This is a genomic window from Sphingomonas leidyi (assembly GCF_011761945.1).
Taxonomy (GTDB): Bacteria; Pseudomonadota; Alphaproteobacteria; order Sphingomonadales; family Sphingomonadaceae; genus Sphingomonas; species Sphingomonas leidyi.
In genome coordinates, this window is record NZ_JAASQV010000001.1 from 1,665,517 (window position 1) to 1,681,454 (window position 15,938).

The window sequence follows — 15,938 nt, forward strand, 5'->3', positions numbered from 1 at the left end:
GAATTTTATTGCAGCGCAATGTCATCGATCTGACGACGGCGTGACACCTTCACGGGCGGGAACCAGGTGCAGTTCATCCCCCTTGCGAACGACCTGAAAATCATAGGCAGCGCCCATGGCGTCAAGTAATTGCCGTGGATTATCAAGGCGAAACCGCCCGGCAACCGCGATCGATGCGAGCGACCTGGGCGGCGGGACGATGCGCGAGCCACCGCGGCGATTGAGCGCATCGACCAGCTCGCCGAGCCGCATATTGTCGATGTCCAGCCAGCCCTGGCGCCAATCCTGTTGCGTCGCATCGAAGCGCGTCGGCGCGCGCGCCTGACCGCCGGCGAAGCGGCTGCGCCAGCCGGCTTCGACGATCACCGCATGTCTGTCGGCGCCGTCACCACCGAAGCGCACCTTGCCGCGATAGACCGCGATGCGAACGCCGCCGCTTGCGATATCGATGTCGAACGCAGTGCCGAGTACCCGCGTCGCCGATCCCTCGGCATGCACGGTGAAGGGCTGATCGGGCCGATGGGCGATGTCGAAATAGGCTTCGCCGCGCTGCATCGTCACGGTGCGGCGATCCGCGCCGAGCGTCACGTCGAGGCTGGTCGCGCCGTTGAGGTGGAGTTTCGAGCCGTCGGCGAGCGCGACATCGAGCTGCTGGCCCCGCGCCGTCTCGTAATGGATCGGCGCCGGCGCGGCGGCGCGGTACCAGCCGGCCTGCCAGCCGCCGATGCCGAACGCGGCGACCAACGCCAGCGCGCCGCCGGTGCCGATCGCGCGGCGGCGATTGGCGCGCATGGCCTGGACGTCCCCGTCCGAGAGCCGCGGGAGCTGGCCCATCGCATCGGCGAGCGCCGGATCGTCGAGCATCGCCTGGATATCGCCCGCCGCGGCGGGCGGCGCTTCGCCGAGCACCGCCTCGTCCTCGCGCATCGCCCAGTGGGCGGCATCCCGCAGAACCGCGCGCCGGCTCACCGGGCAGCCCCTGCCGGCAAGCCGCGCCGTTCGAGCGCCGCGCGCAGATCGGCGACCGCGCGGGTGCAATGCTTCTCCACCGCGGCGAGGCTCATCTCGAGGTCGGCGGCGATGATGGCGCAGGCCACGCCGTCGAGCCGGCGGCGCAGGAACACCTCGCGGCGCAGCGGCGGCATCACCTTGAGTGCCGCGACCAGGATTTCCACGCGCTGGCGATAATCCAGGACTTCCTCGGCCCGCGGCAGGGGGCAGGCGATGTCCTCGGCCAGTTCGGCGGCCTCCGGCATCGCGCGACGGCGCCGGAAATGATCGAAGACCAGGTTGCGCGCCACCGCGAAGCAGAAGGCGCCGACATCGGCGACGCCGCGCGTGCGGCGATAGTCATAGAGGCGGACATAGGTTTCCTGGACGATATCCTCGCCCTCGTCCCGATCGCGCAGCCGGCCCTCGACGAAGCGCTGGAGCGCGGCGCGCAGCGCTACTTCCTCGGCCGCCGCATGGCGGCGCGCGACGATGGCGGTCAGTTCGTTCATCGCGCCGCCTCCCCGCCAGGCCCTGCCCGCCCCGTCATGCCGCTCCTCCCCAGGGGAATCACCCTGCCCCTGCGAGGGCTAGACCCACTCCATGAAGCGCGCATGACAGCCGGGACCGCTCCGGCTGCTTAAAACTGCAACCTGGCGCGCCTAAGCCGCTGCGAATCGAGCCGGAGGGAATGAAGCGATGCGGTGGACGGTCATGCTGGCACTGGCGGCACTGGGCGCGGCGCCCGCGCCACGGGCGGAGAAGCCGGCCTTCAGCATCGGCGCGATCGCGGACGCGCAATATGCCGACGCTCCCGATAACGGCCAGCGCATGTACCACACGGCGCCCCGCAAGCTCGCGGCCGCGGTGGCGGATTTCAATCGCCAGCGGCTCGCCTTCGTCGTCCATCTCGGCGATTTCATCGACAAGGACTGGGCCAGCTATGACGCGATGCTGCCGATCGCGCGGCGGCTGCGGCATCCGGTGCATTTCGTGCTGGGCAATCACGAGTTCGCGATCGACGATGCCCATAAGCCCCAGGTGCCGGCCAAGCTCGGCATGCCCCGGCGCTATTACAGCTTCGAGCGGCAAGGCTGGCTGTTCCTGGTGACCGACGGCAACGACCTGAGCAGCTACGCCTGGCCGGCCGGCAGTCCGGAGCACAAGAGGAGCATGGCCGCGCATGCCGCGCTCTATCCCGACAAGCCACTATGGGACGGCGGCATCGGCGGCGAGCAGCTGGCCTGGATCGACAGCGAACTGACGCGGGCGGACAGGCGCAAGCTCAAGGTCATGCTGTTCAGCCACTTCCCCGTCTGGCCGGAAAATCCCCATAATCTGTGGAACGCGCCAGCGGTGACGGCCCTGCTCGAGCGCCACCCCTCCGCCAAGATCTGGCTCGACGGGCATAACCATGACGGCAATTATGGCGAGCGGGCCGGCATCCATTATGTGAACATGAAGGCGATGCTCGACACGCGCGAGACGAGCTACGCCCGGCTCGACTTCTTCGCCGATCGCGTCGAACTGCGCGGCACCGGGCGACAAGGCGATCTGGTGCTCAGGCTTCGCCCGGATTGAGCTTGCGGCATCCGGCGCGCATCGCCGGGCGGACGGGGCTTTCCTTCATATGGATGGCTTCCTAGGGTCGCCGCCGCATCCTCCGGAGTCCCAGCCTTGACCGCACCCGCCACCGCCATCGACCGCCTCGTCGCCATCATGGCGCGGCTGCGCGACCCCGCAAGCGGTTGCGAATGGGATACCGTACAGACCTTTGCGACGATCGCGCCCTATACGATCGAGGAAGCCTATGAGGTTGCCGACGCGATCGAGCGCGGCGACATGGCCGACCTCAAGGACGAGCTCGGCGACCTGCTGCTCCAGGTGATCTTCCACAGCCGCATGGCCGAGGAAGCCGGCGATTTCGCGCTGGCCGACGTCGCCGATGCGATCAGCGACAAGATGGAGCGCCGCCACCCGCACATTTTCCTGGGCGCCGCCGAGGGCGGCCATCACCTCTGGGAGCAGATCAAGGCGTCGGAGCGCGGTGCGAAGGGGCATGCGAGCGCGCTCGACGGCGTGGCGATCGGCCTTCCCGCCCTGCTTCGCGCCGACAAGCTCCAGAAACGCGCCGCCCGCACCGGGTTCGACTGGCCCGATCCCAGCGGCGCCCGCGCCAAGATCGACGAGGAACTGGCCGAGGTCGAAGCCGCCGCAACGCCAGCCCAGGTCGAGGAGGAAGTCGGCGACCTGCTGTTCGCGGTGGTGAACTGGGCGCGAAAGCTGGGTGTGGACCCCGAGGCCGCGCTACGCAGTGCGAATGGAAAATTCGAAAAGCGTTTCAAGGCAATGGAAGCAGAAGCTGGCAATGCCTTCGAGGGTCTCGACCTCGATGCCAAGGAAGAACTCTGGGTAAGGGCCAAGCGCGAGGAAGCCTGATGCGCGACTATATCCTGCTCATGCACAATGACGTGGACGAGGCGCCGACGCCCGAGATGTGGCAATCCTATCTCGAGCGGCTGCGGACCGGCGGCCGCTTCGATGGCGGGAGCGCGATCGCGGGTGGCGAAAGCCTCCGCAAGGCCGGTACGCCGGCACCGCCTTCCGAACATCTCGGCGGCTATCTTCGCATCCGGGCAGAGGATCTCGAAGCGGCCAGGGCCTTCCTTGCCGGCAATCCAGTCTATGAATGTGGCGGCACTATCGAGGTGCGGGAACTGCCGCGGGACCGTTGATCGCTCAACCCCGCGTCAGGAACCGCTCATAGTCCCGCGGCGCCATCCGCACCTCGTAGACTGCCCGTTCCCCGTCCATTCCCTGTTCCAGAACTTCGCCATGCTGATGGAGCCAGGCGGCGGCGGCGCCGTCGGCGGGATCGAGATGGACGGTGTAGCGGCGATGGCCCTGGGTGAGGCGCGCGGCGACGGCATGGACCAGCGCGTCCACGCCCTCCCCGCTCACGGCCGAAACCGGCATCACGTCCTCGCGCTTCGCCGCCTCGGCGAGCAGGTCGTCACGGGCTTCCCCCTCGAGCAGGTCGATCTTGTTCCACGCCTCGAAGCGCGGCGTGGTCTCGGCAACGCCGATATCCGCCAGCACCTGCTCGACATCGTCCTTCTGCGCTTCGCTGTCCGGATGCGCGATGTCGCGGACATGGATCAGCAGGTCGGCGGAGACGACCTCTTCCAGCGTCGCCTTGAACGCCGCGACGAGCTGGGTCGGCAGTTCGGAGACGAAACCGACCGTGTCCGAGAGGATCGCCTTGTCGATGCCCGGCAGCGAGATCTGGCGGAGCGTGGGATCGAGCGTGGCGAAGAGCAAATTCTCCGCCATGACGTCACTTCCAGTCAACCGATTGAAAAGCGTCGACTTTCCGGCGTTGGTATATCCCACCAGCGCAATGATCGGCCAGGGTGCGCGCTGGCGGCGATCGCGGTGGAGCGTGCGGGTACGGCTGACCGAATCCAGCTCGCGACGCAGGCGCGCCATGCGGTCGCGGATCAGCCGGCGATCGGCCTCGATCTGCGTTTCGCCCGGGCCGCCGAGAAAGCCGAAGCCGCCGCGCTGCCGCTCGAGGTGCGTCCAGCTCCGCACCAGGCGGCCGGCCTGGTAATCCAGATGCGCCAGCTCGACCTGAAGCCGGCCCTCGGCGGTGCGCGCGCGCTCGCCGAAGATCTCCAGGATGAGGCCGGTGCGGTCGATCACCTTGCAGCCCAGCCCCGTCTCGAGGTTGCGCTGCTGCACCGGCGTGAGGCTGGCATCGAACACGGCCAGCGTCAGTTCCCTGTCGCGCACCGTCTCGGCGAGTGCCTCGACCTGGCCCGAGCCGATCAGGGTGCCCGGCTTGGGCGCGCGGATGCGCAGGGGCACGCGCTCGACCACGTCGACCCCGATCGCCGCGGCCAGGCCGGCGGTCTCTTCCAGGCGCGCCTCTGCATCGCGCGAGCTGCCGCCGAGGTCCGGATAGACCACGACCGCGCGCGCCCCCCGGGTGAATTCGTCGGGGTCGCGCTCGAAACCGGTAGTCATGCTGGGCGCGCCTCAGTCGTCGCTATTCTGTTCCTCGGCGAGGTTCAGCGGGTGCGCCGGCTGGATCGTCGAGACGGCATGCTTGTAGACCAGCTGGGCCATGCCCTCGCGCTGGAGCAGCATGCAGAACAGGTCAAAGGCTGCGATCTGGCCCTGGAGCATCACGCCATTGACCAGGAACATCGTGACATTTTCCTGCTGGCGGCGAACCGCGTTCAGGAAAATCTCCTGCAATACCGGGTTCTTGGACTGGAATTCTCCCACCGCTTCGAGAAGCGGGGCAAGGTCCACCGGGCCCGATGGCATGATCGTGGAGATCGCGTGCTTGTAGATGAGCTGCGACTGGCCGTCGCGGCGGAGCAGCACCGAAAAATTGTCGAACCAGGTGACGATGCCCTGGAGCTTGACGCCCTTGACGAGGAACATCGTGACCGGCGTCTTCGACCGGCGCAGCGAGTTGAGGAAGAGATCCTGAAGCGAGGTCTGCTTTTCGGCCATCGGTCGTGACTCTCATTCTTGGCGGGAGTTTCCCGCATGGCGCCGTTCTCTGGCGTCGGAGCGCACACCCGTTCGGCGCACAGCGGCGCCCTTTTATGCCCTGGGGGCCGGATCGTCCAGCGAAGTTGCGGCCATTCCCCGCCGAAGTCGACAGAGGCCGCCCCCGGTGCGGCGGCACGATATCCCGCATTGCAAGCGGCCCGCTTCCTCCCTAGATGTCCGGCGCGAGGCAACGTCCTCCCCCTCCCTTGCGAGGGCAGAAGTCCGGGACGGCCCGGCCCTTGTCCGAAAGGAGGGCCCGTGGCCTGGATTCTGTTGTTCTTCGCCGGCCTGCTCGAGATCGTCTGGGCGTTCGCCATGAAGCAGTCGCACGGTTTCACCCGGCTATGGCCCAGCGTGACGACGATCGGCGCGATGCTCGGAAGCTTCGGGCTGCTCGCGCTCGCGATGCGCAGCCTGCCGCTGGGTACGGCCTATATGGTCTGGACCGGCATCGGTGCGATCGGCGCATTCGCGCTGGGCGTGCTGGTGCTCGGCGAGAGCGCGGGCGCGCTGCGGCTCGCGGCCGCGGCGATGATTCTGGGCGGGCTGGTGCTGATGAAGCTCGCCTCCTCCTAGGGGCCCTCATGCCGTCGCCCCGGCCTCGAGCGGGGGTGACGGCGCCGCAGCAGGCCCGTTCGAGTCTCGGCCCTGGCCTTCATTCCTCCCGGCTGTCCGTGATCCCCAGCAGTTTCAGCTTGCGGTGGAGTGCCGAGCGCTCCATGCCGATGAAGCTGGCGGTGCGCGAGATGTTGCCGGAGAAACGGCGGATCTGGACGCGGAGATATTCGCGCTCGAAGCTCTCGCGTGCTTCTTTGAGAGGGGCACCCATGATCGCATTGGTGCCCATGGCGCCACCATTGTCGGCCGGGCGGCCCAGCACTTCCGGGGGCAGCAGATCGAGGTCGATCCGGCCGATCCGGTCGCCCGGCGCCAGAATCACCGTACGCTCCACCACGTTGCGCAGCTGGCGGACATTGCCGGGCCATTCGTAACTCTGCAGCGCCACCATCGCATCGGGCGCGATCTCCGGCGTCGGCACGCGGCGTTCATTGGCATAATGCGCGACGAAATGCTCGACCAGGACGGGAATGTCCTCGCGCCGTTCGGTAAGCGGGGGGATCGACACCGGCACCACATTCAGGCGGTAATAGAGGTCCTCGCGGAAGCGGCCCTCCGCTATCTCGTGCATCAGGTCGCGCGCCGTGGCCGAGACGACGCGGACATCGACCTTGACCACGCGCGTGCCGCCGACGCGCGTGAAGCTCTGGTCGGTCAGCACGCGCAGGATGCGGGCCTGGGTGGCCACCGGCATGTCGGCGATCTCGTCGAGGAACAACGTGCCGCCATGCGCCTGTTCGAGCAGGCCGGTGCGGACCAGGTCCCCGCCCTCCTCCACGCCGAACAGTTCCTCCTCGACTCGCTCGGGCTGCATGCGCGCGGCGCTGACGATGACGAACGGGGCGGAGGCGCGCTGGCTCCAGCCGTGGAGCAGCCGGGCAGCGACTTCCTTGCCGGTGCCGGCGCTGCCCGTGATCAGCACGCGGCTACCGGTGGAGGCCACGCGCTTCAGCGTGGCGCGGACGGTGTTGATCGCGCCCGACTGGCCGGTCAGATCTTCCTCGCGGCCGATCGAGGCGCGCAGCGAGGCGACTTCGCGCTTGAGCCGCTCGGTCTCGGTGGCCCGCTCGACGAGAAACAGCAGGCGCTCGGCCTCGAACGGCTTCTCGATGAAATCGGAAGCCCCGCGGCGGATCGCGGCCACCGCGGTGTCGAGATTGCCGTGCCCGGAGATCACCAGCACCGGGATCGAGGGATCGCGGCGCTTGATCTCGTCGAGGATCTCGAGCCCGTCGAGCCGCGAGCCGTGCAGCCATACGTCGAGCAGCACCAGGCTGGGGCGGCGTTCCGCGATCGCCTCCAGCGCCGCATCGCTGTCCGCCGCTCCGCGCGTCGAATAGCCTTCGTCCTCTAGGACGCCGGCCACCAGTTCACGGATGTCGCGCTCATCGTCGACGACCAGGATATCGAGGCTCATGATTTGGCACTTCCACTACGCGTAAGCACGGCGGGGCGCGGCTCCTCGCCGCCCTCGCCCTCGGGGGTGCTCGCCATCTCGGCGAGCTGATCGGTGTCGAAGCAGATCGTCACCAGCGTGCCGCCGCCCGGGCGGTCGGAAAAGGCGATGGTGCCGAAATGCTCCTCGACGATCTTCTTCACGATCGCGAGGCCAAGGCCGGTGCCGCGGCTGCGCGTCGTCATATAGGGCTCGACGATCCGATCGCGCTCGACCGGCAGGCCGATGCCGTTGTCGGCCAGCGTGAGTGCGATCCTGCCCCCCGCCTCCGGGTCGATCGTCATGACGATCTCGCCGCGAGGCAGCGCCTCCCCCTCCCCGCGCGCTTCGATCGCCTCGACGGCGTTCTTGACGATGTTGGTGAAGGCCTGGCCGATCTGGCGGCGATCGCAGATCAGGCCCGGTGCCGGATCGGGCGCGTTCATCTCGAAGCGGATCGTGGGATGCGCGACTTCGTGGAGGAACATCGCCTGGCGCGCGATGTCGAGCAGGGACTCCTGGCGGAACACCGGCTTGGGCATGCGCGCGAACGAGGAGAATTCGTCGACCATGCGGCGCAGGTCGCCCACCTGGCGCACGATCGTGTCGGTCAGCTGGGCGAAGGTGCCGTCCTCGGGCTCGATCTTCTTGCCGTAGCGGCGCTTGAGGCGCTCGGCGGCGAGCTGGATCGGCGTGAGCGGGTTCTTGATCTCGTGCGCGATGCGGCGGGCGACGTCGGACCAGGCGGCGCGGCGCTGGTCGTTCAATTGCTGGGTGATGTCGTCGAAGGTGAGCACCCGGCCGGCCTCGTCGCTGGTGACCTTCACCGCGAGCGTGCGCGCATCGCCGCCGGTGCCGAGCTGGATCACCGCCTCGCGGTCGCCGCTGTCGAGCAGCGTGTCAAGCTCGGGCGCCAGCTCGCGGAGCGGGTGGCCGACAAGCTCCTGCTCGCCCGGGCGGAGCAGCTCGATGGCCGATTCGTTGATGAGGCGCAGCTTGCGCTGGGCGTCGATCGAGATGACGCCGGCCGAAACGCCCGACATCACCGCCTCGATCAGCATGCGGCGGCTCTCGAGCTGGGCATTGGCGGTTCGCAGCTCGCCGGTCTGGTGCTCGAGCCGTTCGGTCATGCCGTTGAAGGCGTTGCCGAGCGTACTGATCTCGTCGCCGGTCTGCGGAATGTCGACGCGCGCGGCAAGGTCGCCGCCGGCGACGCGCCGCGCGGCGATGACGAGCTGCTCGACCGGCTGGACCAGGCGATCGGCGACGGCGAGCGCGATCCAGGTCGCGATGCTGACGATCAGCAGCGCCACGCCGAACAGGACCGCGTTGAACTGGAGCTGGAGCGAGCGGGAACGCGCCTGGAGCGCGTTGAATTCGGCGACGATCCGGTCGGCGCCCGAATTCTGGCGATTCATGAAGCCCACGTTCACGCTGTTGGCGACGTAGAGGAAGATGTTGCGCGACCGATCCAGCGGCGTCACCACCCACTGCTTCTCGGCATCGAAATTCGTGTAGCTCTGCTCGTCGCGCAGGAGGTTCAGCACCTGGCCGGAAACGCGCGCGGCGAAGATCTTCGCCGGGGGAGCCTCCCAGGTGTACATCGCCTCGACCTGCTTCCCATCGACGACGCGGAACACCACGGCCTGGTCGAAGGAGCGATAATAGAGCTGCTCCAGCAGCTTGCGCTGGAAGGCCGAGGAATTCGCCGGGATCTTCGGGAAGAGCTCGGTCAGGTCGTCGACCATGGTCCGCGCCTCGGTCGCCCAGCGCTGGGCGACCAGACCCCTGCCTTCCTTGGCAAGATCGGTCGTCGCGTCGAATGCGCCCCGCGCCCGCTCCGAGCCCCAGAGCTGCACACCCGACTGGAACATCACCGAAGCCGCGATCACGGTGAGCACGATCGGAATGCTCGCCATCAGGGTGAACACCGCGACGAGGCGGACATGGAGCCGTCCGCCGCCGGCCAGCGCCGACCTGGTGGCGCGGTGGATGGCGATCCGCCGGCCGATCAGCACGATCAGCGCGACATAGGGCAGCAGGTTCGCCAGCAGCAGCGATGCCGCGACGCCGGGGTTGAACACCTGGTGCGCGAAATTGCGGACGAACAGGAACGTCGCCACCGGCGTGGCGATGGCCAGCGCCACCACCACCATCTCCAGCATCCGGATAGACGCCAGCCGCCGCGGCTGCGACGTTGCCTGGATCAGGGGCTCGGCGGTGAGGGCATCCATTCCCGGCAAGCTAGAGCGAGATTGTGGCAAAAAGAACACATAATATCGCTCAGCCTGTCGCTATTCGGCACCATCCGGGCGATTGGGGCCAAGATCGATGCCCAGCGTATCGAGGCGCTTGCGCAAGGTGTTGCGATTGATCCCCAGGGCGCGGGCGGCACGCAGCTGATTGCCGCCATGGCGGGCCAGCATCGCCTCGATCAGGGGGCGCTCCACTTCGCCGATGATCCGGTCGTAGAGCGTGCCGTCGTCGAGCGTGCGCGGCTCTTCGATCGCGATGCGTTCGAGCCGGGCGCGCACCGCCGCCTCGATGCCCTCGTCGCGAGTCGACTGGACGGGCAGCGAGCCAGTCTCGCCCAGTGCCCGGCGCAGCGCCTCCCCGTCGATCACTTCGTCGCGGCTGAGCGCGGCGATACGGCGCATCAGATTCTCGAGCTGGCGAACATTGCCCGGCCAGTCATAGCCTTCGAGCACCCGCACCGCATCGGCCGCGAGGCTCTTGCGCGGCAGGCCGTCCTCGGCGGCGCGGTCGAGGAAATGGCGGGCGAGCAGCGGCACGTCGTCGCGGCGCTCCCGGAGCGAGGGCAGCGCGACGGGGACGACGTTGAGGCGGTAGAACAGGTCCTCCCGGAACTGCCCGGCCTGGACCAGCGCGGCCAGATCCTTGTTGGTGGCAGCTACGATGCGCACGTCCGCCTTGATCGCGCGGGCGCCGCCGACGGTGGTGAACTCGCCCTGCTGGAGCACGCGGAGCAGCCGCGTCTGCGCGTCCATCGGCATGTCGCCGATCTCGTCGAGGAACAAGGTCCCCCCCGCCGCCTGCTCGAACTTGCCGGCCACCCGCGCCTGGGCGCCGGTGAAGGCGCCGCGCTCATGGCCGAACAGCTCGGCCTCGATCAGCTCGCGCGGGATCGCGGCCATGTTGAGCGCCACGAACGGCGCGCGGCGGCGAGGCCCGAGATCGTGGATCGCCTTGGCGACCAGCTCCTTGCCGGTGCCCGATTCGCCCGAGATCAGCACGGTGAGGTCGTTGGCGACCACGCGGGCGATGACGCGATAGACTTCCTGCATCGCCGGCGAGCGGCCGATCAGCGAGGAGCCGCCGCTCAGCTCCTCCTCGGGCAGCGCGGCGGGGGCGTGGCGGCCGCGGGCGATGGCGCTGCGCACCGCCTGGCCGAGCACGTCGAGGTCGAACGGCTTGGGGAGATAGTCGAAGGCGCCGACTTCGGTGGCGCGCACCGCCGTCGCCAGGGTGTTCCGTGCCGAGAAGACGATCACCGGCAGCGCGGGATGCTCGGCGGTGAGCCTGGCCACCTCGTCGAGGCCGTTGCCGTCGGGCAGCACCACGTCGGTGACCAGCACATCGGGCAAGGCCGCGCCGATCACGCGGCGCAGCTCCGCCAGGCTGGCCGCCGTCGTGACGGCATGGCCTTCGCGGCGCAACGCCGCCGCCACCACCGTGCGGATCGCGCTGTCGTCGTCGACGACCAGGACCGAGCCGGTCATGCCCGGGCCCTTGGCAGGAGGATGCGGAAGACGGTCATTTCGGGCGTGCGCTCGCGGGCATATTGGACGATGCCGCCCTGATCGCGGACCAGCTTCTCGACCAGCGGCAGGCCGAGCCCCTTCCCCTCCGGCTTGCCGGAGACGAAGGGCTCGAACAGATGCTCGGCAATGTCCTCGGGCGCGCCGGGGCCGTTGTCCATGACGAGGATCTCGATCGGGAGCGGCTGGCGCGGGCGGCCGCTGCCGGTGCTCACCGACATGCCGTGGCGATAGGCGGTGGAGAGGATGATCCGCGGCTGGGCGAGCCCGGCCAGCGCTTCTGCGGCATTCTTGAGCAGGTTCATCATCACCTGCTGGAAGGCATCGGGATCGATCAGCACCGGCGGCAGCGAGGGATCGAAGCGCTCCTCGATCACCATCCCCCGCGCGAACCCGGCCAGCGCGACGCGGCGGGCATGGTCGAGCAGCGGATAGACGTTGGTCGGCACCAGCTTGAGCGGCCGCGTGTCGGTGAAGTCCTGCATCCGGTCGATCAGCGCGGCGATGCGGTCGACCTCGGTCGTGATCAGGCCGGTGAGCTCGCGATCCTCGCCCGAGCTGGCGAGGAGCTGGGCGGCGCCGCGGATGCCCGAGAGCGGGTTCTTGATCTCATGCGCCAGCATCGCCGCCGCCCCCACCGCGGCGCGGGCTCCGGCGGTGCGGTCCGCCCCCTGCGCCACCCGCCGCGAATGGGGGGCGTGGTGCAGCGTGACGATCCGCCAGCCGGGATGATCGGCGACATGGCTCTCGACGAAGTCCACCCGGACGCGCAGGCCGCGCACCGCCTCGATCTCGGTGTCGAAGGCAGCGAAGCCGTGCCCGTCGCGGCGCTCGACATAGCCGTCGGGCGGGCTGAGCACCGCATCATAGGGCTGGCCGATCATCGTCGTCTCGGCATGGTTGAGCAGCGCCTCGCACGCCGCATTGGCATGGGCGATGCGGCCGTCGGGATCGATGACGAGGACGGCGACCGGCAAGGCGGCGAACGTCTCGGCGAAATTCGGCCCGAGAGCCGGTACCGGACGCCGCCTCAGGCCGCCGCGCGCGAACGCCACGGCGCGTAGAATTCGTCGAGCATCGCCAGCACTGTCCTGGCGTCGGCTATCTGGTTGACCTTGTTGCGGAACTCCGCCGATCCCGTGAGGCCCTTGGTGTACCAGCCCAGATGCTTGCGCATCATGTTGACGCCGGTCATCTCCCCATAATGTTCGAGACTCTCGACGTAATGCTCTATGATAACGCGATATTGTTCGTCGATTCCCGGATCGGCGCGCTCACCCTTGCCGGTCAGCGCGTCCATCACCTGGCGCAGGATCCACGGCTTGCCATAGGCGCCGCGCCCGATCATCAGCCCGTCCGCACCGGACTGGCGGAGCGCCTCTCGGGCATCCTCGACCGAGCAGATGTCGCCATTGACGATCACCGGGATCGACACCGCGTCCTTCACCGTGCGGACGAAGCTCCAGTCGGCCGAGCCGCGATACATCTGGTTGCGCGTGCGGCCATGGACGGTGACCATCTTCACGCCCAGATCCTCGGCAATGCGCGCCAGCTCGGGCGCATTGAGGCTGTCATGGCACCAGCCCATGCGCATCTTGAGCGTGACCGGCACGTTCACGGCCTTGACGCAGGCATCGACGATCGCGGCGGCGTGCTTCAGGTCGCGCATCAGCGCCGAGCCGGCATCGCCGTTGGTCACCTTGCGGACCGGGCAGCCCATGTTGATGTCGATGATCGCGGCGCCGCGATCTTCGTTGAGCTTGGCGGCCTCGGCCATTTCGGGGGGCGAGCAGCCGACGAGCTGCATCGACACCGGCTCCTCGATCGGATCCCAGGCGGCCTTCTGGATCGACTGGCGCGTATCGCGGATGGCGGCCGCGCTGGCGATCATCTCGGTGACGTTCAGCCCCGAGCCGTAGCGACGCACCGCGCGGCGGAACGGCAGGTCGGTCACGCCCGTCATCGGCGCGAGCAGCACCGGCGCTTCGACCGTTACCGGGCCGATCTGGATGGGGGCAAGTTCACTCATGATGCTGCCTGAAAAATAGGCAGAGGCGCCTACAGGTACAAGCGGCGATTGGCAAGTGGGCGCTTCGGACGCCGAAATCGGCTGCATATGGGCGAGATGGCCATGGCAGGCGCCTGCCGGCGGCGCGTCGAGGCTGTCGGGGCCCGTATTGGAAGAGGCTGGCGCTCTCCCTTCGCCTTCGTCATCCCGGCGAAAACGGGCAACGCCCTTCAACCCTGGCCTCACTTGCTCTAGGTCCGCGCCATGAAGACCGTCGCCATTCTCGTCGCCGCCGGGAGCGGCACCCGCGCGGGGGGCAGCGTGCCCAAGCAGTTCGCGCCGCTCGCCGGCAAGCCGATGCTCAAGCACGGCTTCGACGCCTTGACGTCGCATCCGGAAGTGGACGCCGTATATGTGGTGATCGGTGCGGGCCAGGAAGAGGCCCTGCGCGCGGCACTGGGCGACGTGCCCTTCGCCATCGGCGGCGCGACCCGGCGCGAGAGCGTGGCGAGCGGGCTCGCGGCACTGGGGGAGGCCGATCGCGTGCTGATCCACGACGCCGCCCGCCCCTTCCTGCCACGCGCGGTGATCGACCGGCTGCTGGCGGCGCTGGAGGCGCATGACGGCGCGATTCCGGGGTTGCCGGTGGCGGACACGCTCGTCGCCGCGTCCGGAGCGTCCGTTCCGCGCGACGGGCTGGTGCGCGTGCAGACGCCCCAGGCCTTCCGCTATGCCGGCATAGCGCGGGCCCATGCCGCCTGGCCCGGCGACCAGGAGGCGACCGACGATGCGCAGATGCTGCGCGCGCTGGGAATGGACGTTGCAATCGTGGAAGGCAGCCCGATGCTCGAGAAGATCACCCATCCCGCCGATTTCGCCGCGGCCGAGGCACGGCACGGCGCCGCGATGCGCGTGCGGACCGCCACAGGATATGATGTGCACCGCTTCGCCGAGGGCGAGGAACTCTGGCTGGGCGGAGTGCGGGTGCCGCATGCGCGCGGGCTTTCCGGGCACAGCGACGCCGATGTCGCGCTGCACGCGATCACCGACGCGCTGCTCGGCACGATCGGCGCGGGCGATATCGGCATGCACTTCCCGCCCAGCGACCCGCAATGGCGCGGGCAACGCTCGTCGAAGTTCCTCGAACATGCCGCCGCGCTGGTGGCCGCCAAGGGCGGGGTGATCGACTTCATCGACCTGACGATCATCTGCGAGGCACCCAAGATCGGGCCGCACCGGGAAGCGATCCGGGCGAGCATCGCGGGAATATTGGGACTGGAACCCTCCGAAGTGAGCGTGAAGGCGACCACCACCGAGCGGCTGGGCTTCACCGGGCGCGGCGAAGGCATGGCCGCGCAGGCGATCGCCACGGTGCGCGTGCCCGGGTAGCGGCTCTCTCATTCCGCTTCCTCTCCACACTGCCCATCCCCGAGGGGGGAGGGAGAAGAAGATGCCCCCGCCCATCTCCACACCCCCGCGAACGAACTGACTCGCGTCGGCAACAATAGGGTGGCAAAGGCCCGCCCCTATGGACACGATTCTCCCGCCGGAGCTGGTCGCCGCCGCGCGCAAGGTGCTCGATGCCAATCGCGCCGCCGGCCGCCGCGTCGCCGTTGCCGAGAGCTGCACCGGCGGCCTCGTCTCGGCCGCGCTCACCGAGATCCCCGGTTCGTCCGACGTCTTCGACGCCGGCTTCGTCACCTACTCCAACGAAGCCAAGCACGACGTGCTGAAGGTGGGCAGCGACGTGCTGGAGACGTTCGGCTCGGTCTCGATCGCCGTCGCGTGGAGCATGGCGCGGGGCGCGCTGGAGCGCACCCATGCCGATGTCGCGGTGGCGATCACCGGCATTGCCGGCCCCGATGGCGGCAGCGAGAAGAAGCCGGTGGGCACGGTGGTGTTCGCCCAGGCCATGCGCGGCGCCGACCCCGATCACATCGTGGCGGACGCCCGCCATTTCGAGAATAACGGCCGCGCCGGCGTGCGGCTTCAGGCGGCGCTGTGCGCGCTCGAGCTGCTGATGCCCGGCGCCTCTGCGCCCGAGGCCGACGAAGCCGACGTCGAATCGCCGTAGAGGCGCGCCGCGCGCTCCTCGAACGCATTGATCATCTTGCGGAGCGCCCGGTCGAACATCTGGCCGGCAAGCATCTCGAACACCCGGTTCTTGAAGGCAAAGTCGACCGAAAAGTCGACCAGGCAGCCGCCCTGCCCGTCCGGCCGGAAGCCCCAGTCGTTGCTCAGGTGCTTGAGCGGGCCATCGACATATTCGATGTGCAGCCCGCCGGGGCGCTGCTTCTCGACCTTGGACGTGAAGGTCTCGCGCAACCCCTTGAAGCCGACGATCATGTCGGCGACCATCTGGGTATCGCTGTTCGAGCGCACGCGGATCGCGCTGACCCAGGGCAGGAACTCGGGATAGCGCGCGACGTCCGCCACCAGGTCGAACATCTGCTCCGGCGTGTAGGGAAGCGGACGGGTTTCGGAATGCTTGGGCATTGCTTCCCTTAGATCCTCCCCGAGGCGAGCTCGGGGAGAAATT

The 15,938-nt window shown here is 68.5% G+C and carries 16 protein-coding genes; 6 read left to right on the top strand and 10 right to left on the bottom strand.

Annotated features, from left to right (window positions below; translation table 11 throughout):
* Nucleotides 1-21: 21 nt before the first annotated feature.
* Together FHR20_RS07955 and FHR20_RS07960 are read right to left on the bottom strand one after the other, a co-directional pair.
* A complete protein-coding gene (locus FHR20_RS07955; RefSeq protein WP_167298983.1) occupies nucleotides 22-969 on the bottom strand; it encodes a FecR domain-containing protein in 948 nt (315 codons plus the stop codon).
* A complete protein-coding gene (locus FHR20_RS07960; RefSeq protein WP_167298984.1) occupies nucleotides 966-1,502 on the bottom strand; it encodes an RNA polymerase sigma factor in 537 nt (178 codons plus the stop codon). Before FHR20_RS07960 ends, FHR20_RS07955 begins: the two co-directional genes overlap by 4 nt.
* A gap of 187 nt (nucleotides 1,503-1,689) precedes the next feature.
* On the opposite strand from FHR20_RS07960, the gene FHR20_RS07965 reads away from it, so the two are divergent.
* The 3 genes from FHR20_RS07965 (at nucleotide 1,690) to FHR20_RS07975 (ending at nucleotide 3,725) form a co-directional block, all read left to right on the top strand.
* Entirely contained in the window at nucleotides 1,690-2,571 is an 882-nt protein-coding gene (locus tag FHR20_RS07965; RefSeq protein ID WP_167298985.1) for a metallophosphoesterase, read from the top strand.
* Between the two features lie 96 nt (nucleotides 2,572-2,667).
* Nucleotides 2,668-3,429: a nucleoside triphosphate pyrophosphohydrolase gene (mazG, locus tag FHR20_RS07970; protein ID WP_167298986.1), complete on the top strand. Its 762-nt coding sequence runs from the start codon at nucleotides 2,668-2,670 to the stop codon at nucleotides 3,427-3,429.
* Nucleotides 3,429-3,725, top strand: a complete 297-nt coding sequence (locus tag FHR20_RS07975) for a YciI family protein (RefSeq protein WP_167298987.1) — start codon at nucleotides 3,429-3,431, stop codon at nucleotides 3,723-3,725. Before mazG ends, FHR20_RS07975 begins: the two co-directional genes overlap by 1 nt.
* A gap of 4 nt (nucleotides 3,726-3,729) precedes the next feature.
* On the opposite strand, the gene hflX is transcribed toward FHR20_RS07975, so the two are convergent.
* A complete protein-coding gene (hflX, locus tag FHR20_RS07980) occupies nucleotides 3,730-5,019 on the bottom strand; it encodes a GTPase HflX (RefSeq protein ID WP_167298988.1) in 1,290 nt (429 codons plus the stop codon).
* A gap of 12 nt (nucleotides 5,020-5,031) precedes the next feature.
* On the bottom strand, nucleotides 5,032-5,517 hold the full coding sequence (gene hfq, locus FHR20_RS07985) for an RNA chaperone Hfq (protein ID WP_086129801.1): 486 nt from the start codon (nucleotides 5,515-5,517) through the stop codon (nucleotides 5,032-5,034).
* Nucleotides 5,518-5,817: 300 nt separating this feature from the next.
* Between hfq and FHR20_RS22825 the strand changes: the two genes are divergently transcribed.
* Nucleotides 5,818-6,135, top strand: coding sequence for a DMT family transporter (locus FHR20_RS22825; RefSeq protein ID WP_167298989.1), 318 nt, complete (start codon nucleotides 5,818-5,820; stop codon nucleotides 6,133-6,135).
* A gap of 79 nt (nucleotides 6,136-6,214) precedes the next feature.
* Here the strand turns inward: FHR20_RS22825 and ntrX are convergent, their stop codons facing one another.
* From ntrX to dusB, 5 genes are read right to left on the bottom strand one after another with little or no spacing between them, the layout of a single operon-like run.
* On the bottom strand, nucleotides 6,215-7,594 hold the full coding sequence (gene ntrX, locus FHR20_RS07995; protein WP_167298990.1) for a nitrogen assimilation response regulator NtrX: 1,380 nt from the start codon (nucleotides 7,592-7,594) through the stop codon (nucleotides 6,215-6,217).
* Nucleotides 7,591-9,846 carry a sensor histidine kinase NtrY-like gene (locus tag FHR20_RS08000; protein ID WP_167298991.1) on the bottom strand — a complete coding sequence of 752 codons (2,256 nt, stop codon included), beginning with the start codon at nucleotides 9,844-9,846 and terminating at the stop codon, nucleotides 7,591-7,593. Before FHR20_RS08000 ends, ntrX begins: the two co-directional genes overlap by 4 nt.
* A 60-nt stretch (nucleotides 9,847-9,906) precedes the next feature.
* Complete coding sequence (ntrC, locus tag FHR20_RS08005) at nucleotides 9,907-11,352, bottom strand: nitrogen regulation protein NR(I) (RefSeq protein WP_167298992.1); 1,446 nt, start codon at nucleotides 11,350-11,352, stop codon at nucleotides 9,907-9,909.
* Nucleotides 11,349-12,446: an ATP-binding protein gene (locus tag FHR20_RS08010; protein WP_167298993.1), complete on the bottom strand. Its 1,098-nt coding sequence runs from the start codon at nucleotides 12,444-12,446 to the stop codon at nucleotides 11,349-11,351. The genes ntrC and FHR20_RS08010 overlap by 4 nt, the downstream gene beginning before the upstream one ends.
* A complete protein-coding gene (gene dusB, locus FHR20_RS08015) occupies nucleotides 12,422-13,420 on the bottom strand; it encodes a tRNA dihydrouridine synthase DusB (RefSeq protein WP_167298994.1) in 999 nt (332 codons plus the stop codon). The genes FHR20_RS08010 and dusB overlap by 25 nt, the downstream gene beginning before the upstream one ends.
* 243 nt (nucleotides 13,421-13,663) lie before the next feature.
* On the opposite strand from dusB, the gene FHR20_RS08020 reads away from it, so the two are divergent.
* On the top strand, nucleotides 13,664-14,788 hold the full coding sequence (locus FHR20_RS08020; protein ID WP_167298995.1) for a bifunctional 2-C-methyl-D-erythritol 4-phosphate cytidylyltransferase/2-C-methyl-D-erythritol 2,4-cyclodiphosphate synthase: 1,125 nt from the start codon (nucleotides 13,664-13,666) through the stop codon (nucleotides 14,786-14,788).
* A 139-nt stretch (nucleotides 14,789-14,927) separates the two neighbouring features.
* The gene (locus FHR20_RS08025) at nucleotides 14,928-15,473 is read left to right on the top strand and encodes a CinA family protein (protein WP_167298996.1); all 546 of its coding nucleotides are present in this window, start codon (nucleotides 14,928-14,930) and stop codon (nucleotides 15,471-15,473) included.
* Here the strand turns inward: FHR20_RS08025 and FHR20_RS08030 are convergent.
* Entirely contained in the window at nucleotides 15,389-15,895 is a 507-nt protein-coding gene (locus tag FHR20_RS08030) for a type II toxin-antitoxin system RatA family toxin (RefSeq protein WP_167298997.1), read from the bottom strand. The two genes, FHR20_RS08025 and FHR20_RS08030, sit on opposite strands and share 85 nt — an antisense overlap.
* Nucleotides 15,896-15,938: the final 43 nt, after the last annotated feature.